The organism is Burkholderia sp. BCC1208, assembly GCF_902833095.1.
Lineage (GTDB): Bacteria > Pseudomonadota > Gammaproteobacteria > Burkholderiales > Burkholderiaceae > Burkholderia.
In genome coordinates this window covers 93,132-113,804 of sequence record NZ_CADFDY010000014.1, presented here as the reverse complement: position 1 = coordinate 113,804, position 20,673 = coordinate 93,132, and the positions used below count along the sequence as shown (strand labels likewise).

At 67.7% G+C, this 20,673-nt stretch carries 13 protein-coding genes; 4 read left to right on the top strand and 9 right to left on the bottom strand.

Annotated features, from left to right (window positions below):
• Positions 1-34: 34 nt before the first annotated feature.
• A complete protein-coding gene (locus HWX09_RS30965; RefSeq protein WP_027783178.1) occupies positions 35-1,189 on the bottom strand; it encodes a pyridoxal phosphate-dependent aminotransferase in 1,155 nt (384 codons plus the stop codon).
• A 206-nt stretch (positions 1,190-1,395) separates the two neighbouring features.
• Complete coding sequence (locus HWX09_RS30960; protein WP_027783177.1) at positions 1,396-2,064, bottom strand: TetR/AcrR family transcriptional regulator; 669 nt, start codon at positions 2,062-2,064, stop codon at positions 1,396-1,398.
• A gap of 119 nt (positions 2,065-2,183) precedes the next feature.
• On the opposite strand from HWX09_RS30960, the gene HWX09_RS30955 reads away from it, so the two are divergent.
• Together HWX09_RS30955 and HWX09_RS30950 are read left to right on the top strand one after the other, a co-directional pair.
• Positions 2,184-3,836: an acyl-CoA dehydrogenase family protein gene (locus HWX09_RS30955; protein ID WP_027783176.1), complete on the top strand. Its 1,653-nt coding sequence runs from the start codon at positions 2,184-2,186 to the stop codon at positions 3,834-3,836.
• A gap of 52 nt (positions 3,837-3,888) precedes the next feature.
• Positions 3,889-5,397 carry an AMP-binding protein gene (locus tag HWX09_RS30950; protein ID WP_027783175.1) on the top strand — a complete coding sequence of 503 codons (1,509 nt, stop codon included), beginning with the start codon at positions 3,889-3,891 and terminating at the stop codon, positions 5,395-5,397.
• A 123-nt stretch (positions 5,398-5,520) separates the two neighbouring features.
• Here HWX09_RS30950 and HWX09_RS30945 read toward each other — a convergent pair whose 3' ends face one another.
• The 4 genes from HWX09_RS30945 to hemE all read right to left on the bottom strand — a co-directional run bounded on the left by HWX09_RS30945 (position 5,521) and on the right by hemE (position 14,913).
• A complete protein-coding gene (locus HWX09_RS30945) occupies positions 5,521-6,660 on the bottom strand; it encodes a branched-chain amino acid ABC transporter substrate-binding protein (protein ID WP_027783174.1) in 1,140 nt (379 codons plus the stop codon).
• Positions 6,661-6,744: 84 nt separating this feature from the next.
• Positions 6,745-10,677, bottom strand: a complete 3,933-nt coding sequence (putA, locus tag HWX09_RS30940; protein ID WP_027783173.1) for a trifunctional transcriptional regulator/proline dehydrogenase/L-glutamate gamma-semialdehyde dehydrogenase — start codon at positions 10,675-10,677, stop codon at positions 6,745-6,747.
• Between the two features lie 427 nt (positions 10,678-11,104).
• Positions 11,105-13,366: a primosomal protein N' gene (locus HWX09_RS30935; protein ID WP_027783172.1), complete on the bottom strand. Its 2,262-nt coding sequence runs from the start codon at positions 13,364-13,366 to the stop codon at positions 11,105-11,107.
• A gap of 452 nt (positions 13,367-13,818) precedes the next feature.
• Entirely contained in the window at positions 13,819-14,913 is a 1,095-nt protein-coding gene (gene hemE / locus HWX09_RS30930) for a uroporphyrinogen decarboxylase (protein ID WP_034185389.1), read from the bottom strand.
• 149 nt (positions 14,914-15,062) lie between these two features.
• On the opposite strand from hemE, the gene HWX09_RS30925 reads away from it, so the two are divergent.
• A complete protein-coding gene (locus HWX09_RS30925) occupies positions 15,063-15,863 on the top strand; it encodes a transporter substrate-binding domain-containing protein (RefSeq protein WP_027783170.1) in 801 nt (266 codons plus the stop codon).
• A 247-nt stretch (positions 15,864-16,110) separates the two neighbouring features.
• Positions 16,111-16,299 (top strand): hypothetical protein, encoded by a 189-nt coding sequence (locus HWX09_RS30920; protein WP_155257337.1) that lies wholly within the window; start codon positions 16,111-16,113, stop codon positions 16,297-16,299.
• Between the two features lie 309 nt (positions 16,300-16,608).
• Here the strand turns inward: HWX09_RS30920 and HWX09_RS30915 are convergent, their stop codons facing one another.
• The 3 genes from HWX09_RS30915 to atpD all read right to left on the bottom strand — a co-directional run bounded on the left by HWX09_RS30915 (position 16,609) and on the right by atpD (position 20,628).
• Positions 16,609-18,336 carry an AMP-binding protein gene (locus HWX09_RS30915; RefSeq protein WP_027783169.1) on the bottom strand — a complete coding sequence of 576 codons (1,728 nt, stop codon included), beginning with the start codon at positions 18,334-18,336 and terminating at the stop codon, positions 16,609-16,611.
• Positions 18,337-18,591: 255 nt separating this feature from the next.
• Positions 18,592-19,017 carry a F0F1 ATP synthase subunit epsilon gene (locus HWX09_RS30910; protein WP_027783168.1) on the bottom strand — a complete coding sequence of 142 codons (426 nt, stop codon included), beginning with the start codon at positions 19,015-19,017 and terminating at the stop codon, positions 18,592-18,594.
• Between the two features lie 216 nt (positions 19,018-19,233).
• Positions 19,234-20,628, bottom strand: a complete 1,395-nt coding sequence (atpD, locus tag HWX09_RS30905; protein WP_027783167.1) for a F0F1 ATP synthase subunit beta — start codon at positions 20,626-20,628, stop codon at positions 19,234-19,236.
• Positions 20,629-20,673: the final 45 nt, after the last annotated feature.

Below are 20,673 nucleotides of genomic sequence, written 5' to 3'. Positions count from 1 at the left end.
CGTGCCCGTCGCCGGTTGCCCGTCGCCGGTTTTTCTACAGCGAACGCAGTCGCCGCGCGCCTTCGACCAGCGTCGCGTCGTCCTTCGAAAAACTGAGCCGGATCACGCCGGCGTCGGTGCCGTCGGTATAGAACGCCGACAGCGGAATCGTCGCGACACGCGCGTCGCGGATCAGGCGCAGCACGAAATCGCTGTCGCTTTCGTCCGAAAAGTGGCGAAAGCGCGCGAGCATGAAGAACGAGCCTTCGCTCGGCAGCAGCTCGAAACGCGAATCGGCCAGCTCGCGCGCGAGCAGGTCGCGCTTGGCCTGGTAGAACGCCGACAGGCCAAGATAGCTGTCCGGCCGCGCGAGGATTTCGGCGAACGCGACCTGCATCGGCGTGTCGGCCGAGAACACCATGAACTGGTGCACCTTGCGGATCTCGTCCATCAGCTCGGCCGGCGCGAGGCAATGGCCGACGCGCCAGCCGGTCACGTGGAACGACTTGCCGAACGAAGACACGATCACGCTGCGCTCGGCCAGCTCGCGGTGGCGCGCGACGCTCTGGTGCCGCGCGCCGTCGAACACCACGTGCTCGTAGACTTCGTCGGACAGCACCACGATGCCCGTGTCGCGCGTGAGCTGCGCGAGCCGCTCGAGATCGTCGGCGGAGAACACCGTCGCGGTCGGGTTGTGCGGCGTGTTGACGATGATCATCCGCGTGCGCGGCGTGATGGCCGCGGCCACCTCGTCCCAGTTCACGCGGAAATGCTCGGGCGACAGCTTGATCGCGACCGGCGTCGCGCCCTGCAGCCGCACGATCGGCGCATAGCTGTCGAACGACGGCTCGAAATAGATCACTTCGTCGCCCGGATGCACGAGCGCGCTGATCGCCGCATAAAGCCCTTCGCTCGCGCTCGCGATGACCGTGATCTCGGTCGCCGGGTCGTAGCGCGCGCCGTACAGCGCCTCGGTCTTCTCGGCGAGCCGCTCGCGCAGCGCGATCACGCCGGCCATCGGCGCGTACTGGTTGTGGCCGTCGCGCATCGCACGCGCGACGCCTTCGACGAGCGCCGGATCGGGCGCGAAATTGGGTGCGCCCTGCGAAAGGTTCAACGCATCGTATTGCGCGGCCAGCTGGCCGATCACCGTGAAGATCGTCGTCCCGACGTCGGGCAGTTTCGAACGGGGCGCGGCGGCGCTTCGCATGACTCCTCCTCCTGATGTCCTTCGGCGGGCCGCGCCCTGCGCGGCCCTGCATCTGCCGCATGATTTAGCCCCAGCCAATATCGGCGGACAATCGAAAGTTCGTCATGGCGGCCATGCATTTTTCTCATGGCTCGCGGCGAGAAGTACGCAACGGCAAGGCTGATCTGCGGCCTCGACATGCGAATCAGGCATTTCCCCTACGAAAGCTATCCATTCGCCGCCGCGAGGTACGCGAGCAGCACGGCCCGCAGTTCGCGGCGTTGCGCGGCGAAATCGAGCGCCGGCCCGAGCGTCAGCAACGCCTGCGACAGCCCGCCGTAGCAGATCGTGTGGGCCATCCGCGCGAGCCCGTCGAGCCGCTCGGCCGGCGGCGGGTCGGCCGCGTGCGCGAGCGCATCGCGCCACAGCGCGACATAGGCGTCGTAATGCCGGCGATAGGCGGTCAGCGGCGACACCTGCCGCTCCAGCGCGAACAGCGCGCCCCACAGCGCCGCGTCGGCAGCGATCGTCTCGACCTGGAGGTCGACCAGCGCGGCAGCGAGCTGGGCCCGCGGCGCGCCGCGCAACCGCCGCACCATGTCGCGCAGCCGGTCGGCCAGCGCCAGCACGCGGCGGTGAATGCAGAGCGCCGCGAGGCTCTGCTTGTCGCCGAAATACTCGTAGAAGGTGCCGATGCTGACGCCCGCGACGGCCGCGATCTCGCGGATCGTCGCCTTCGCGTAGCCGCGTTCGAGCAAAAGCTGAACGAACGCCTGTTGCAGCGCGTCGGAGCTCGCCTGCGCGCGCGACTGGCGCGGCCGGCGGCGCAACGCGGGCGCGGGTTGCGCCGCCGGCGAGCCGGGCGGCGCCGGAACCTGAACATGTCGCGGCGGCATATTTGCTACTCTGAATTCAGCAGGGCATCCGTTTACCGGAAGCCGGAACCCGCGCCGAAGCGCCCCCCGCGCGGCACGACGCCGGCTGACCGCGAAGCATGAGACCGGAGACAACCGCGATGATCGACTCGATTCACGCCGTCACGAACCAGTTCGACGAACTCGTCGACTATAACCTCTTCGCGACGGATCTCGCGCTGCGCGGCGCGCTCGCCCGGGCGGGCGCCGACTGGGCCGTGCCGCAGCTCGACGCGTACGGCGCGCGGCTCGGGAGCGCCGACACCGCGCGGCTCGCCGACGAAGCGAACCGCCACACGCCCGAACTGAACGCGTTCGACCGGCGCGGCCGGCGCATCGACCGCGTCGACTTCCATCCCGCATGGCACGCACTGCTCGGCCAGTATCGCCACGAAGGCTTCGTGTCGCTCGCGTTCCGCGACGCGCGCCGCGGCCGCTGGGCCGCGACGGCCGCCGGCTTCTACCTGCACGGCCAGATCGAGGCCGGCACGCTGTGCCCCGCGACGATGACGCAGGCCGCGATCCCCGTGCTGCAGAAGGAGCCGGCGCTGTGGGCCCTGCTGCGCGACAAGCTCTACAGCGACGACTACGATCCGCGCGACGTGCCGGTCGCCGACAAGCGCGCGATCTGGTTCGGCATGGGCATGACCGAGAAACAGGGCGGCTCCGACGTGCGCGCGAACACGACGCTCGCCACGCCGGTCGGCGCGGGCGGGCGCGGCGGCGAATACCGGCTGCGCGGCCACAAGTGGTTCTTCTCCGCGCCGATGTGCGACGCGCACCTCGTCGTCGCGCGCACCGAAGCCGGCGGCCCGTCGTGCTTCTACGTGCCGCGCTGGCAGCCGGACGGCACGAAGAACGCAGTCGAGATCCAGCGGCTGAAGAACAAGGTCGGCAACCGCAGCAACTCGAGCAGCGAGGTCGAGCTGAACGATGCGTGGGGGATCATGCTCGGCGACGAAGGCCGCGGCATTCCGACCATCATCGAGATGGCCACCACCACGCGGCTGAACTGCGTGCTCGGCAGCGCGGCGATGCTGCGCCAGGGTGTCGTGCAGGCGATCGCCTACACGCGCCAGCGCCATGCATTCGGACGCGCGCTCGCCGAGCAGCCGCTGATGCGCACCGTGCTCGCCGATCTCGCGCTCGAAAGCGAGGCGGCACTGTCGCTCGCGATGCGCCTTGCCGACGCGTTCGAACGCGACGACTCGCCGCGCGAACGCGCATGGAAGCGGATCGTCACGCCCGCCGCGAAATTCTGGGTCTGCAAGCGCGCGGTCGAGCTGACCGGCGAGGTGATGGAAGTGTTCGGCGGCAACGGCTACGTCGACGACGGCCCGATCGCGCGCCTCTTCCGCGAGGCGCCCGTCAACTCGATCTGGGAAGGCTCGGGTAACGTGATGTGTCTCGACGTGCTGCGCGCGGTGTCGCGCGAGCCCGACGCGGCCGCCGCGCTGTTCGACGAATTGGCCGACCTCGGCGCGGGCGAACCGCGCATTCGCGCGCCGCTCGACGCGTTGCGCGCGATGCTCGCCGCCCCGGCCGACACGCTCGAGGCATCGGGCCGCGTGTTCGCGCAGCGGCTCGCGATCGTCGCGCAGGCGTGCCTGCTGCGCCGCGATGCGCCGGCGGCCGTCGCCGACGCGTTCGTCGCGACGCGGCTCGCCGCGCCCGACTGGGGCCGCATCGCGGGCGGCTTCGAGCCGCACGCGATCGACGTCGCCGCACTGCTGCAGCGCGCGTACCCGGCCTGACGCCGGTCCGTTCACCCGAATTCGCAGTCGTTCGCCTCGCCCCGGAGCCTCGATGAACCTCGTCGCCGCCCTCGACCGCGCCGCCCGTGCGACGCCCGACAAGCCGTTCCTCGTCAGCGAATCCGCGACGATCACGTATGCGGCCGCACGCGAGCGTTCGTACCGCGCGGCGGCCGTGCTGAGCGCGCTCGGCGTCGCGGCCGGCGACCGCGTCGCCGCGATGTGCCTCAACACGCCGGCCTTCGTCGACCTGATGTTCGGCGCATGGCGCCTCGGCGCGGCATTCGTGCCGGTCAACCACAAGCTGCAGGCGCCGGAGATCGACTACGTGCTCGAACACAGCGGCAGCAAGGCGCTGCTGTTCGACGTGACGCTCGCGCCGGTGGTCGAGCGCATCGTGCATCCGGCGCGGCGGCTCGTCACCGAGGGGGAACTCGACGGCGTGCCGAACTTCGACGCGATGTGCGCGACGATGGACGGCCTCGCGGGCATCGAGCCGGCCGACGACGACATCGCGCAGATCCTCTACACGTCCGGCACGACCGGCCGCCCGAAGGGGTGCGTGCACAGTCATCGCACCGTGACGCTCGCGGCGATGCAGGCGGCGCTCGCGACCGGGATCGGCCGCGACGAGCGCACGCTGATGGCGATGCCGATCTGGCATTCGTCGCCGCTGAACAACTGGTTCGGCGGCACGCTGTACGCGGGCGGCACCGTCGTGCTGCTGCGCGAATACCATCCGCTGCGCTTTCTGCAGACCGTCGAGCGCGAGCGCGTGACGCTGTATTTCGGCGCGCCGGTATCGTATACGCTGCCGCTCGACACGATCGACGGCTTCGCGGCATTCGACCTGTCGAGCGTGCGCGCGTGGCTGTACGGCGGCGGCCCGATCGGCGCCGCGCAGGCCGAACGGCTCGCCCACGCGTACCGCAGCCACGCGTTCTTCCACGTGTACGGGATGACCGAAACCGGGCCGGCCGGCACGACGCTGTATCCGGACGAGCAGATCGCGAAGGCGGGCTCCATCGGCCGCCAGGGCGGCCCGGGCGTCGACCTGCGGGTCGTACGGATGGACGGCGTCGATGCGCGGCCGGGCGAAACCGGCGAGATCTGGCTGAAGGCCGACTGCATGATGCTCGGCTATCTCGACGACGCGGCCGCGACGCGCGCCGCGTTCGCGCCGCACGGCTGGTATCGCACCGGCGACCTCGCGCGGATCGATCAGGATGGCTACCTGTTCATCGTCGACCGGCTGAAGGACATGATCGTCACCGGCGGCGAGAACGTCTATTCGAAGGAAGTGGAGGACGTGCTCGGCGCGCACCCGGACATCGCCGAGGCGGCCGTCGTCGGCGTCCCGCATCCGGACTGGGGCGAGACGGTCGTCGCGCACGTCGTGACGCGGGCGAACGCGGCGCTCGATGCGGATGCGCTGCGCACGTTCTGCGGCGAGCGGCTCGCCGCGTACAAGATCCCGCGCGAATTCACGTTCGTGCAGGCGCTGCCGCGCACGCCGACCGGCAAGCTGCAGAAGTTCCTGCTGCGCGTGCGCGGGGAGTAGCCTCCGCTCACGCCGATAAAAAAAGCCACCGAGCTCGACGGCCCGGTGGCTTTTTTACATGCATGAGCGGCCGGGCAGCGACCTTCGCCGCCGCCCGCGCTTCAGAACATCACGACCGGCTGCTTACTTGCCGCCGATGCTCTTCAGCGGCTTCCACTCGCCCTTCTCGACCTTGTACATCGTGATGCCGCCGTTCTTCAGGTCGCCCTTCGCGTCATACGCGACGTGCGTCGACGTGACGCCGGCCATGTCGGTCTTCGCGAGCACCGGCAGGTACTTCGCCGGGTCGGTCGAATCGGCCTTCTTCATCGCGTTCAGCATCGCCATCGCGCCGTCGTACGCGTACGGCGAGTACGTCTGCACGTCTTCGCCGAAGCGCTTCTTGTACTTGTCGGCGTAACCCTTGCCGCCCGGCATTTCTTCCAGCGGGAGGCCGGCCAGCGACGCGATCGTGCCTTCGGCCGCGTTGCCCGCGATCTTCAGGAACGTCGGCGTCTTCACCATTTCGCCGCTCATCAGCGGTGCGGTGATGCCGAGCGTCTTCATCTGCTTGACCATCGGCGCTGCCTGCGAATCCGCGCCGCCGTAGTAGACGAGGTCCGGCTTCGCCGCCTTCAGCTTCGTGAGAATGGCCTTGAAGTCGACGGCCTTGTCGTTCGTGAATTCACGGTCGACGATCGTCGCGCCGCCGGCCTTCGCGGCCTTCTCGAACTGGTCGGCGAGACCCTGGCCGTAGGCCGTGCGGTCGTCGACGATCGCGATCTTCTTCATGCCGAGATCCTTCGACGCGAACGTGCCGGCCACCGAGCCCTGCTGCGTGTCGGACGTCATCATGCGGAAGGTCGTCTTGTAGCCCTGCTGCGTGTATTCCGGCGCCGTCGCCATCGCGATTTCCGGAATGCCGGCGTTCGCGTAGATGCGCGAGGCCGGAATCGTCGTGCCCGAGTTGAAGTGGCCGAGCATGCCCTTGATGCCGTCGTCGACCAGCTTCTGCGCGACCGTCGTACCCGTGCGCGGGTCAGCCTGGTCGTCCTGCGTGTCGAGCACGAACTTCACGGCCTTGCCGCCGATCTTCGGGTTCGTCGCGTTGAAGTCTTCCAGCGCGAGCACGATCCCGTTCTGCATATCCTTGCCGTAGTGCGCCTGCGCGCCCGTCATCGGCCCTGCGTAACCGATCTTCACGTCATCCGCATGGGCCGTCCCCGCCAGCGACATGACCGCGACGAACGTCGCGCCTGCCACCTTTTTCATCGTGTGTTGCATAGCATCTCCTTGGTACCAGGGTAAATGGAGCGGCTTCGGGATCGCCTTGCCGCTTCCTTTGTTTGATCCGAACGGCAAGGATGATCAGCCGATCGTCATCAAATTCGCATTGCCGCCCGCCGCGGCCGTGTTCACGCTCACCGAGCGCTCCGTCAGGAGCCGCTCGAGCGCGTAGTCTTCCGCATCGCCGTTCTCGAACGCGCCCACCGACACGCCCTGCACCGACACGATCGGGCCCGGCCGCTGCGCGACGTCCTTCACGAGCGTCTGCAGCTCGTCGCTGTCGCCTTCGAACAGCACCGCGTCGAACGGCGCGTCGGCCTGCTTGCGCACGGCCGCGTGCGCCTTCAGCGACGCCGGCAGCGCGGCGACCAGCGCCTCGCCCGCCGCGCCGGCGAACAACGCGCGGTTGCCCGTCGCCAGCACCGCCGCGAACTGCGCACGCGCGCCGCCCGGCGTGGCCGCGACACACAGCACCGTGCCGCGCGGGCCGAGTGTATACGTGTTTCGCTCGCCCGTCGGGCCGGTCAGCACGGCGGTCGCGCCGGCCGGCACCTGCGCGAGATAGCCGTCGCAACGCGCGGCCAGCGCCGGCTCGCGCTGCTCGATCAGCCAGTCGCGCAGCGTCGTGAGCGCCGCCGCCGGGTTGCCGCGCGCATCGCTTTCGGTCGCGCCGTCCGCCACCAGCGACTGCGCGAGCGAGCGCGGCAGGCCCGACGGACGCGTCGCGAGCAGGCGCTGCAGGTACAGCGCGCCGCCGGCCTTCGGGCCCGTGCCCGACAGCCCTTCGCCGCCGAACGGCTGCACCCCGACCACCGCGCCGATCACGTTGCGGTTCACGTAGATGTTGCCCACGTGCGCATTCGAGATCACGTGCGCGATCGTCTCGTCGATCCGCGTGTGGATGCCGAGCGTCAGCCCGTAGCCGGTCGCGCGGATCTGCTCGAGCAGCTTGTCGAGCTGGTTGCGGCGGTAGCGCACCACGTGCAGCACGGGGCCGAACACTTCACGCTTCAACTCGTCGATGCTGCCGATCTCGATCAGCGTCGGCGGCACGAACGTGCCGTGCGCGCAGGCCTCGGGCATCGGTAGTTGCGTAACCGCGTGGCCCTTGTCCTTCATCGCCGCGACGTGCGTGTCGATCGTCTGCTTCGCTTCGGCGTCGATCACCGGGCCGACGTCGGTCGACAGCCGGTCGGGGTTGCCGAGCGTCAGTTCGTGCATCGCGCCCTTGAGCATCGTCAGCGTGCGGTCCGCGACGTCGTCCTGCAGACACAGAACGCGCAGCGCCGAACACCGTTGACCGGCCGAGTCGAACGACGACTGCATCACGTCCGCGACGACCTGCTCCGCGAGCGCCGACGAGTCGACGATCATCGCGTTCTGGCCGCCCGTTTCGGCGATCAGCGGAATCGGCTTGCCGTCCGGATCGAGGCGCGCCGAGAGCGTCTTGTTGATCAGGCGCGCGACTTCGGTCGAACCCGTGAACATCACCGCACGCGTGCGCGGATCGGCGACCAGCGCCGCGCCGACGGTCTCGCCGGTGCCCGGCAGCAGTTGCACCGCGCCGGCCGGCACCCCGGCCTCGCGCAGCAGGCGCACGGCTTGCGCGGCGATCAGCGGCGTCTGTTCGGCGGGCTTCGCGAGCACCGTGTTGCCGGCGGCCAGCGCCGCGGCCACCTGGCCCATGAAGATCGCGAGCGGGAAGTTCCACGGGCTGATGCAGACCACGGGGCCGAGCGGACGGTGCGTGTCGTTCGAGAATTCGCCGCGGATCTGCGCCGCGTAGTAGCGCAGGAAGTCGACCGCTTCGCGGATCTCGGCGATCGCGTTCGGCAGCGACTTGCCGGCTTCGCGCACGATCAGGCCCATCAGCGTGTGCATCTGCGCTTCGAGCAGGTCGGCCGCGCGCACCAGGCAATCGGCGCGCGCGTCGACCGGCGTCGCCTGCCAGATCGGCGCGGCGGCCACCGCGTGCGCGAGCGCCGCGCTCACGTGTTCGGCCGTCGCTTCGCTGACCGTGCCGACCACGTCGCGCTGGTCGGCCGGGTTGCGCACGTCGCGTGCCGGTGCGTCGGCGAGCGCGTCGTCGGCGAGCATCGGCGCCGCGCGCCACGGATGGTGCGCGCTCGCGAGCAGCGCGGACGACAGCGACGCGAGACGGTGTTCGTTCGACAGATCAAGGCCCATCGAGTTGGGACGCTCGTCGCCATACAGGTTGCGCGGCAGCGGGATCTTCGCGTGCGGCGCGCCGAGCGGCACGACCTTCGATGCTTCGTCGGCCGGATCGGCGACCAGTTCCTTCACCGACACCGTCTTGTCGGCGATACGGTTCACGAACGACGTGTTCGCGCCGTTTTCCAGCAGACGGCGGACGAGGTACGCGAGCAGCGTCTCGTGCGTGCCGACCGGTGCGTACACGCGGCACGGACGGTTCAGCTTGTCGCGGCCCGTGACTTCCTCGTACAGCGGCTCGCCCATCCCGTGCAGGCACTGGAATTCGTACTGGCCCGGGTAGTAGTTCTGGCCCGCGAGCTGGTAGATCGCGGCCAGCGTGTACGCGTTGTGCGTCGCAAATTGCGGGTAGACGGCGTCCGGTGCCGCGAGCAGCTTCTTCGCGCACGCGAGGTACGACACGTCGGTGTAGATCTTGCGCGTGTAGACCGGATAGCCTTCGAGGCCGTCGACCTGCGCCCGCTTGATTTCGGTATCCCAGTACGCGCCCTTCACCAGACGGATCATCAGGCGGTGACGGCTGCGGCGCGCGAGATCGATCAGGTAGTCGATGACGAACGGGCAGCGCTTCTGGTAGCCCTGCACGACGAAGCCGATGCCGTTCCAGCCCGCGAGCTCCGGATCGAAACACAGCGCCTCGAGCAGGTCGAGCGACAGTTCGAGGCGGTCGGCCTCTTCCGCGTCGATGTTCAGCCCGATGTCGTAGCGGCGCGCGAGCAGCGCGAGCGCACGCACGCGCGGCAGCAGTTCGCTCATCGTGCGGTCCTGCTGCGAGCGCGAGTAGCGCGCGTGCAGCGCCGACAGCTTGATCGAGATGCCCGGGCCTTCGTAGATGCCGCGGCCGCCGGCCGCCTTGCCGATCGCATGGATCGCCTGTTCGTACGACGCGTAGTAGCGCAGCGCATCCTCTTCGGTCGTCGCCGCTTCGCCGAGCATGTCGTACGAGTAGCGGAAGCCGCGCGCTTCGTACTTGCGGCTGTTCGCGAGCGCTTCGGAAATCGTTTCGCCGGTGACGAACTGCTCGCCCATCAGGCGCATCGCCATGTCGACGCCCTTGCGGATCAGCGGCTCGCCGCCGCGGCCGATCAGGCGCGTGAGCGCCGACGACAGGCCCGCTTCGCTGTTGGTCGTCACGAGCTTGCCGGTGATCATCAGCCCCCAGGTCGCCGCGTTCACGAACAGCGACGGCGCGTGGCCGACGTGCGAGCGCCAGTCGCCCTTGCTGATCTTGTCGCGGATCAGCGCATCGCGCGTCGCGCGATCGGGAATGCGCAGCAGCGCTTCGGCGAGACACATCAGCGCAACGCCTTCCTGGCTCGACAGCGAGAACTCGTGGATCAGCCCTTCGACGCCGCCGCCCGAGCTCTTCTCGCGCAGCGTCTCGACCAGCTTCGTCGCGAGCGCCTGCGCGTCCGCCTGCAGGTTCGCGGGCAGACGCGCCTGGCCGAGCAGGAACGGCACGCATTCCGGTTCCGGGCGGCGGTACGCGGCCGTGATCGCCGCGCGCAGCACCGATTGCGGCTGCACGTTCTGCGCGAACTCGAGGAACGGATGCGACGAGTTGTCGTCGTCGCCGTCCGCCGTCTGTCCGTCGGCGAGCTCCGTCACGCCGCTGTGGCCCGACAGCTCGGCCGGCAACTGGCCGTGCTCGATGCGCTCGAGATACGCGAAGATCGCCTGCTTGATCAGCCAGTGGGGAGTGCGCTCCAGACGCGCGGCGGCGTCCTTGAGGCGCGAGCGGAGAAGGTCGTCGACTTTGACGCCGAGAGTCGTGCTTGCCATGGTGGGTTCGTGCGCCGGTGCGAGCCCGGCAATGTGGTGTAAGAGGATGCGCGAAATCCTACGGCACGCAATAAAAAGGTGCAACCAAATTGAGAGGCAGGTTGCACCCATAAGTTAGCCAATATAATCAGACACTTATCCGGTTGCAACCTAGGGGTTGCCCGTGGTCTCGGGATCGGTGTTTTCCCTGATCGAGCCGGTTCGACGGGCGTGTGCAACCCTCGGCATGCGCGAAAGCGACCGAAAACGGGTTGCACTGGGGTGATGTGGTGCGGTGCCGGCGTCGGGCACGCGACGGCGGAAGACGGGTCGGGGCGCCCGGCGGCCCTGGCTTCCTGGCTTCCTGGCTTCCTGGCTTCCTGGCTTCCTGGCTTCCTGGCTTCCTGGCTTCCGGCAGCGGCCCGCGCCATGCGGGCGGGTACGCCGCTCAGATATCCAGCGGATCGACCTCGACGCTCCACCGCAACACGCCCTTCAGCGCGCGCAGCTCCGGCAGCCATGCGCGCAGCGCATGCTGCAGCGCCGCCCGCGACGCGCTTTCGAGCAGCAGTTGCGCGCGGTGGACGTTCGCGACCTTCACGATCGTCATCGGCACCGCGTCGTACACGGTCACACGATCGGCGCCCGGCAGCCCCGGCAACGCGGTCGCGGCCTGCAGCAGGAACGCAAGCGCCGCGTCGAGCGTGCGGCCTTCGGCGCGCAGCAGCGCCTGGTAGACGAACGGCGGCAGGTGCGCGTCGCGACGCTCGCCGAGCGTCGAATTCGCGAAGCCCACGTAGTCCTGCCGCCCGAGCGCGTGGTACAGCGCGTGACGCGGGTAGCGCGTCTGCACCATCACCTCGCCCGGCAGCCCGGCACGCCCTGCACGACCGCTCACCTGCATCAGCTGCGCGAACAGCCGCTCGCTCGCGCGGAAGTCGTGCGAGAACAGCGCGGTATCGGCATTGAGCACGCCGACGAGCGACACGCGCTGGAAATCGTGCCCCTTCGCGATCATCTGCGTGCCGACCAGGATGTCGACTTCGCCCGCGTGCACGTCCGAGAACAGTGCCTGCGCACTGCCCTTGCGGCGTGTGCTGTCCGCGTCGATCCGCAGAATCCTGGCGCCCGGCACGGCTTCGGCGAGCGCCTCCTCAATGCGCTGCGTCCCGCGTCCGAGCGGCGCGATATCGACGTTCCCGCACTCGGGGCACGACCGCGGAATGCGCGCTTCCCAGCCGCAGTGATGGCAGCGCAGCGCGTGCTCGGGCTTGTGCAGCACGACGTAGGCGCTGCAGCGCGGACAGCCGGCCACCCAGCCGCATGCGTCGCACGCGAGCTGCGGCGCGTAACCGCGCCGGTTCAGGAACACGAGGCTCTGTTCGCCGCGTTCGAGCCGCGCCTTCAGCGCCGCGACGAGCGGCCCCGACAGCCCGCCCATCGACGCGCGCCCGCGCCGCCGCTCTTCTTCTAGGTCGATCAGCCGCACGGTCGGCAGCGTCGCGTCGGCCACCGCGCGGCGCGACAGCGTGAGCCGCGTGTAGCGCCCCTGCTCGGCCTGCCACCAGGTTTCGAGCGACGGCGTGGCCGAGCCGAGCACGACCGTGATGCCGAGCTGTTTCGCGCGCCACACGGCCAGGTCGCGCGCCGAATAGCGCAGCCCTTCCTGCTGCTTGTACGCGGGCTCGTGCTCTTCGTCGACGACGATCAACGCGAGCGTCGGCATCGACGCGAGCACCGCGAGGCGCGTGCCGAGCACGATCCGCGCACGGCCCGTGTGCGCGGCGAGCCAGTTGCGCGCCCGCTCGCCTTCGGCGAGCCCGCTGTGCAGCGTGACGATCGCATCGTCGGCGAGCGTGCCCGCGAAGCGTGCGCGAAACGCGGCCTCGAACTGCGGCGTCAGGTTGATTTCGGGTACGAGCACGAGCGCCTGCGCGTCCGGCCGCGCGTCGAGCAGCGACGCGAGCGCATGCAGATAGACCTCGGTCTTGCCGCTGCCCGTCACGCCGTGCAGCAGGAATGGCGCGAACCCCTGCGCGGCGCGGAGCGCGTCGAGCGCCTCGGCCTGCTGGTCCGTCAACGCCGGCGGCACAGCGCGTCCACCGTTTGTCGACAGGTTATCCACAGGTTTGGTCACAGGCGCATCGGCCCAGCCGATCTCCTCGACGTCCACCCAGCCGCGCGCCGCCCAGTCGTCGAGCGTCGCGGCCGCCTTCGGATGCAGCGCGCGCGCGTCGGGCAGCGTCAGCGAGCCGGTATCGACGAGCGCCTGCGCGAGCCGGCGCAGCGCGGCGCCGCGCGCGGGCAACGCATCGGGCAGCGCGGCGCGGCCGGCTTCGGTCAGCCGGTAGCGTACTTCCGGCGCGAGCAGCCGCCCCCAGCGCCCGGCGTCGCGCAACGCCTGCGGCAGCGCCGGCAACGCGACTTCGCCGCGCCCGCGCTGATAGTAGTCGGCGGCGAACGACACGAGCGCGAGCCAGTCGGCCGACAACGGCGGCAGGTCGGCGCAGATCGCATCGACCGCGCGCAGCCGCGACGGCGGCACATCGGTGTGAGTGGTGACTTCGCAAACGAGCCCGACGGCCTGCCGCTTGCCGAACGGCACCTGCACGAGCGTGCCGGGCATGGGCGCCGGCTGCACGTCGCAGCGGTAGTCGAACAGGGTCGCGAGCGGATGGTCGAGCGCCACGCGCAGGTAGGTGCCGCTCATCGACATGCTCCGGCAGCGGCGGCATGCGGCGGACAGACGGCTTGCATCCTCGCCCGCACCGCGACGGCGAACTTAAAGTAAAACTTCAGATTCGGCGCTAAGTTTTGGATTCGCATTAGGAATCGCCGTATACCCTGCCACAGCCTGTGGATAACTTTGTTGAGAACTCGCCGCTCAACGGCCGCAACGCGCGCGGGGCCGCGCTTTCCGCTGTTTTTCGCCGCTTGCCGCGGGGCCCCGCGAAGCCTTATTCCATAAGGCTGCTATTCAAATTACCTAACCATAGCGAGATAAATTGACCGATACGGGGCTCTACCGCGCTGCAACGTGGAAAATGTGTATAAGTCAAGTCTTGACAAGCACCGAATCGGCAACGGGAGCGGGGTTGCGTCCTGTTTAGTTTCAGAAACGAAACACCGCCATTCCGCAACGCAGCATGACGGCGCTTGCGTTCAGCTCGCCGTTCCGCTACGGATCGCGCGGCTGTGGGTATGCACTTCGTCGACGAGTTCGGCGACGTGATCGGGCGACGTGAATTGCGAAATACCGTGCCCGAGGTTGAACACGTGGCCCGGATGGTTGCCGTAGCTGTCGAGCACCGCGCGCGCCTGTTCGCGCACCGCGGCCGGCGGCGCGAACAGGATCGTCGGATCGAGGTTGCCCTGCAGCGCCACGCGCCCCGCGACGCGCTCGCGCGCGGCGCCGAGGTTGACCGTCCAGTCGAGCCCGACCGCGTCGACGCCGGTCGCCGCGATCTCCTCGAGCCACAGCCCGCCGCCCTTCGTGAACGTGATCACCGGCACGCGCTCGCCGTCGTGCTCGCGCTTGAGCTGCGACACCACGCGGCGGATGTAATCGAGCGAGAAGCGCTGGTACGCGCCATCGGCCAGCGCGCCGCCCCACGTATCGAAGATCATCACGGCCTGCGCGCCCGCTTCGATCTGCGCGTTCAGGTACGCGGCCACCGCCTGCGCGTTCACGTCGAGGATCCGGTGCATCAGGTCGGGGCGCGAATACGCCATCGACTTCACCGTGCGGAAATCGTCCGAGCCGCCGCCTTCGACCATGTAGCACGCGAGCGTCCACGGGCTGCCCGAGAAACCGATCAGCGGCACGCGCTGACGGCCCTGGCCGTCGGTGAGCGCGTGGCGGATCTCGCGCACGGCGCCCGTCACGTAGCCGAGCGTCTCCTCGATGTCCGGCACCGCGAGCTTCGCGACGTCGGCCTCGGTACGCACCGGATGCGCGAACTTCGGCCCTTCGCCGACCTGGAAGTCGAGGCCGAGCCCCATCGCGTCGGGAATCGTCAGGATGTCCGAGAACAGGATCGCGGCGTCGAGCGGAAAGCGCTCGAGCGGCTGCAGCGTCACTTCGGTCGCGTAGTCGGGATTCTTCGCGAGGCCGAGGAAGCTGCCGGCGCGCGCGCGCGTCGCGTTGTATTCGGGCAGGTAGCGGCCGGCCTGGCGCATCAGCCAGATCGGCGTGTAGTCGGTCGGCTCGCGCAGAAGCGCACGCAGGAAGGTGTCGTTGAGCAGGTTATGGGCCACGGTAGGAGCGACGATGCGAAGGCAAAGCGGCATTTTACCGGACAGCTGCGATCGGACTGCGCATGCCGATGCGATGGCGGCCATATGACGCGCGCGATGGCTCCGTTATGATCGGACGCTCATATCGAACCGAACGAAGGAGGAGACCGATGAAGACATTCGCCACGCTCGCCGCAGCCGCGTTGCTGTGCTGCACCGCCGCGCACGCGCAGACCGCGGCCGGCACCGCCACGACCGCGCCGGCCGCCGGCTCGCGGCTCGACGACGTGCTCGCGCGCGGCGCGCTGCGCGTGTGCACGACGGGCGACTACAAGCCGTATTCGTACTACCGGGCGGACGGCCGCTTCGAGGGCATCGACATCGACATGGCGGAATCGCTCGCGAAATCGCTCGGCGTGAAGACCGACTACGTGAAGACGAGCTGGTCGAACCTCACCAACGACTTCGTCGCGAAGTGCGACATCGCGGTGGGCGGCGTGTCGACGACGCTCGAGCGCCAGAAGCGCGTGTTCTTCACGCAGCCGTACGTGGTCGACGGCAAGACGCCGATCGTGCGCTGCGCGGATGCCGACAAGTACCAGACCGTCGCGCAGATCGACCGGCCCGAGACGCGCGTGATCGTGAATCCGGGCGGCACCAACGAGCGCTTCGCGAAGCAGTTCTTCACGCATGCGAAGCTGGCCGTCTATCCGGACAACGTGACGATCTTCAAGCAGATCCTCGCGGGCAAGGCCGACGTGATGGTGACGGATGCATCCGAGACGCTGTTGCAGCAAAAGCTGAATCCGGGCCTCTGCTCGGTGCATCCGGACAAACCGTTCCAGTTCGGCGAGAAGGCGTACATGGTGCCGCGCGGCGACGTCGTGTTCCAGCAGTACGTCAACCAATGGCTGCATCTCGCGCTGTCCACCGATGAATATCAGGCAATTTCGGATAAGTGGCTGAAGTAAGCGGGCCTGCGCCATGGCGGCCGATCGCGGGCACCGACCCCGCTGCCGCCGGGCGCCGATCGCTCACCTGCGGCGGCAGCCGGCATGCCGCCGTTACATCTTCCCTTCGCGCCGCGGCGCCCGCCATCGGCGCAAAACCGTCGGATTGGCCGAACGGCCGACTTTCGCGCGTACCGATCACGTTTCAAAATCTTTCTGACGAATGAATCGTCATGCGCGGTATCGATCGCGCCATGCACTTTCTCGCGTGAAAATCGGCAATTCATCGCGCCCGATACGCGTGAAAAACGCATCGCGCGCATACCTTGAAAACGCGGCGGAAAATATGGGTAAAAATGACCTTTTTCAGGACCCCGAAAACAGCAAAAAATCCCGGAAAGCCTTATCTGGCGGGCGTTACAACCTGAAACACTTTGTTACCGCGACGGGTCATTAATTCGACCACAATGGGCCTCAACGGTTTCAACACGGATGCGGTCTCGTGTGCCAAGTGTGAGCGGACGCGAAGCGCTGCGAGCCAGTCGGTCACGTACCGAAGCCCTTCCGAGGGGCATCCCTGTTGGAGTCGTTTCCGGCTCCCCGCCGGACACGGTTTCATCTTTGGTCTCCTCGCGCTAACCCCGTAGCGTGTGGTTTTTAGCGGGCTAATAAGCCCGCTTTTTTTCGTCCATCGAAAACGTAGCGACCTGCATGGTCGGCCCGCAGGCCGCCATGTTTCTCCCGCATTTTCGCGCATCGTCCCGCTTCAAGCGGTCTTCTGCACGTCGAGCTTCAGCTCCTCGATCATCCGGTCGCGCATCACGAACTTCTGTACCTTGCCCGTCACCGTCATCGGCAGTTCGTCGACGAAGCGGATATAGCGCGGAATCTTGTAGTGCGCGATCTGCCCGTTGCAGAACGCGCGCACGTCGTCCTCGGTCATCTGCTCGTCCGCGCGCAGCACGATCCATGCGCACAGCTCCTCGCCGTACTTCGCATCGGGCACACCGAATACCTGTGCGCTCTGGATCTTCGGATGCCGGAACAGGAATTCCTCGATCTCGCGCGGATAGACGTTCTCGCCGCCGCGAATCACCATGTCCTTCAGGCGGCCGACGATGTTGCAGTAGCCGTCCTCGTCGAGCGTCGCGAGGTCGCCCGTATGCATCCAGCCGTCGATCAGCACCTCGCGCGTCTTTGCGTCGTCGTCCCAGTAGCCGAGCATCACCGAATAGCCCTTCGTGCACAGCTCGCCCGTCGCGCCGACCGGCACGATGTCGCCGGCCGGATCGACGATCTTCACTTCGAGATGCGGCTGGATGCGGCCGACCGTCGTCGTGCGCTTTTCCAGCGGATCGTCGGTCGAGCTCTGGAACGACACGGGGCTCGTCTCCGTCATCCCGTACGCGATCGTGATTTCGGAAAGATGCATCTGCGACACGACGCGCTTCATCGTCTCGATCGGGCACGGCGAGCCCGCCATGATCCCGGTGCGCAGCGTCGACAGGTCGAACTTCGCGAATTCCGGATGATCGAGCTCCGCAATGAACATCGTCGGCACGCCGTGCAGCGCGGTGCAGCGTTCTTCGGCCACCGCCGCGAGCGTCGCGACCGGGTCGAACGCTTCGCCGGGGAACACCATCGCGGCGCCCTTCGACACGCATGCGAGGACGGCCAGCACCATCCCGAAGCAGTGATAGAGCGGCACCGGGATGCAGAGCGAATCCTGTTCGGTGAAACGCATCGCCATCGCGATCGAGCGCGCGTTGTTGACGACGTTGCGGTGCGTGAGCGTCGCGCCTTTCGGGCTGCCGGTCGTGCCGCTCGTGAACTGGATATTGATCGGATCGTGGGCCTCGAGCGTCGCACCGATCGCATCGAGCAGCGCCGGATCGACGGCCTGGCGCCCGCGCGCCATCACGTCCGCGAAGCGGAACATGCCGGCGGGCGCCACCTCGCCCATCGACACGACCGTGCGCAGGCCAGGCACGCGCGCCGCGTGCAGGTCGCCCGGCGTCGCGGTCGCGAGCTCCGGCGCGATGGTCTGCAGCATCTCGACGTAGGCGGACGTCTTGAAGCGCTCGGCCGCGATCACGGCCTTGCAGCCGACCTTGTTCAGCGCGTATTCGAGTTCCGACAGGCGGTAGGCCGGATTGATGTTGACGAGCACCGCGCCGATCCGCGCGGTCGCGAACTGCGTGAGCAACCATTCGCTGCGGTTCGGCGACCAGATGCCGACGCGGTCGCCCTTCACGATCCCGAGCGCGGCGAGCCCCGCGGCCAGCACGTCGACCTCGTTCGCGAACTCGCGCCAGGTCCAGCGCACCTGCTGCTCGCGGAACACGACGGCCGGACGATCGGGAAAGCGGCCGGCCGTGTCGAGCAGGAACCGGCTGATCGTCGCTTCGGATAGCGGCACGTCGGTTGCGCCGCGCACGTACGACAGTCCGTTTTCGGGCGCGATCAGCGCCCCCTTGCCAAGGTCTGCTGCCATCGATGTCTCCGTCCGTTTTTGTCTGATCGGCCCGCGCGTGCGCCGCGCCCGTCTCCGCCGCAACGATCGCGACGGCCAGCCTCACCGCGGATGATGCCGCGCTCCGCTGACGACACTCTGACATCGAATCGCGGCGGACGGGTGAAATAGCACGACCGGACGATACGATCCGGCCCGCAAAAAGACGAACGAAAACCGCAGACGAAAAAAAAGCAGCCCGAAGGCTGCTTCCTTTCGCGGGATACGCGGCGCGGCTCAGTGCCGGCTGCGAATCTTCGCCAGACGCTGGATCGCCTCGAGCTGCGCCATCGCGGTCGCGAGCTCGGATTGCGCTTTCGCGAGGTCGAGATCCGACTTCGCGTTCTGCAGCGTTTCCTCGGCGCGCTTGCGCGCTTCCTCGGCCTTCGCCGAGTCGAGATCCTTGCCGCGGATCGCGGTATCGGCGAGCACCGTCACGGCGCCCGGCTGCACTTCGAGAATGCCGCCCGCGACGAACACGAATTCGTCGTTGCCGCCCTCGACTTCGATGCGCACCGCACCCGGACGAATCCGCGTGATCAGCGGCGTGTGGCCCGGCAGGATGCCCAGCTCACCCGCTTCGCCCGGCAGCGCGACGAATTTCGCCACGCCCGAGAAGATCTGCTCTTCCGCGCTGACGACGTCTACTTTGATGGTTGCCATATCGACTCCTGTCGATCGGTGTCGGCGCTTTGGCGCTTACTCCGATCCCATGCCGTGGTTGGCGAGAGTTGGCGCTTCAGCGCTTACTCTCGGCCCGCGGCGCTCTCATGCACGGCGGGTTGAGCATGTTGCGGCCGGCACGTGCCGGCCGGAACCTCAGTCAACGACGACTGACATCCCGGCCGACACGCGTCAGCATGCGACTCACTCAAGCCCTTACTGGATCTTCTTGGCCTTTTCGAAGGCTTCGTCGATCGTGCCGACCATGTAGAACGCCTGTTCCGGCAGGTGGTCGCACTCGCCTTCGACGATCATCTTGAAGCCACGGATCGTTTCCTTCAGCGGCACGTACTTGCCCGGCGAGCCCGTGAACACTTCTGCAACGTGGAACGGCTGCGACAGGAAACGCTGGATCTTACGTGCGCGCGCGACCGACAGCTTGTCTTCCGGCGACAGTTCGTCCATGCCCAGAATCGCGATGATGTCGCGCAGTTCCTTGTAGCGCTGCAGCGTCTGCTGCACGCCGCGCGTGATCGAGTAGTGCTCTTCGCCGATCACGTTCGGGTCGATCTGGCGCGACGTCGAGTCGAGCGGATCGACTGCCGGGTAGATACCCAGCGAAGCGATGTCACGCGACAGAACGACGGTTGCGTCCAGGTGGCCGAAGGTGGTGGCCGGCGACGGGTCGGTCAAGTCATCCGCAGGGACGTACACGGCCTGAACCGACGTGATCGAGCCCTTCTTGGTCGACGTAATGCGCTCTTGCAGCTTGCCCATTTCTTCAGCCAGCGTCGGCTGATAGCCCACTGCCGACGGCATACGGCCGAGCAGTGCCGACACTTCGGTACCGGCCAGCGTGAAACGGTAGATGTTGTCGACGAAGAACAGCACGTCGAGGCCTTCGTCACGGAAGTGCTCGGCCATCGTCAGGCCGGTCAGCGCGACGCGCAGACGGTTGCCCGGCGGCTCGTTCATCTGGCCGTACACGAGCGCGACCTTGTCGAGAACGTTCGAGTCCTTCATTTCGTGGTAGAAGTCGTTCCCTTCACGGGTACGCTCGCCCACGCCCGCGAACACGGAGTAACCGCCGTGCTCCTTCGCGATGTTGTTGATGAGCTCCATCATGTTGACGGTCTTGCCCACGCCTGCACCACCGAACAGACCGACCTTGCCGCCCTTGGCGAACGGGCAGATCAGGTCGATGACCTTGATGCCCGTTTCGAGCAGTTCGGTCGACGGCGACAGTTCGTCGAACGCCGGCGCCTTCTGGTGGATCGAACGCGTCACGTCGCTGGCGATCGGGCCAGCCTCGTCGATCGGACGGCCGAGCACGTCCATGATCCGGCCGAGGGTCGGCTTGCCGACCGGCACCGAGATCGGCTTGCCCGTGTTCTTCACGACCAGGCCGCGGCGCAGGCCGTCGGATGCACCCAGACAGATGGTGCGGACCACGCCGTCGCCCAGCTGCTGCTGGACTTCGAGCGTCAGTTCCGAGCCATCGAGCGTCAGCGCGTCGTAGATCTTCGGCATGGTTTCGCGCGGGAATTCCACGTCGATAACGGCGCCGATGCACTGTACGATCTTGCCTTCTACCAAAGCAGCAGTACTCATCGCTTTTCCTTTAAATACCTGATTCTTTACTCGCGCAAAGGCGCA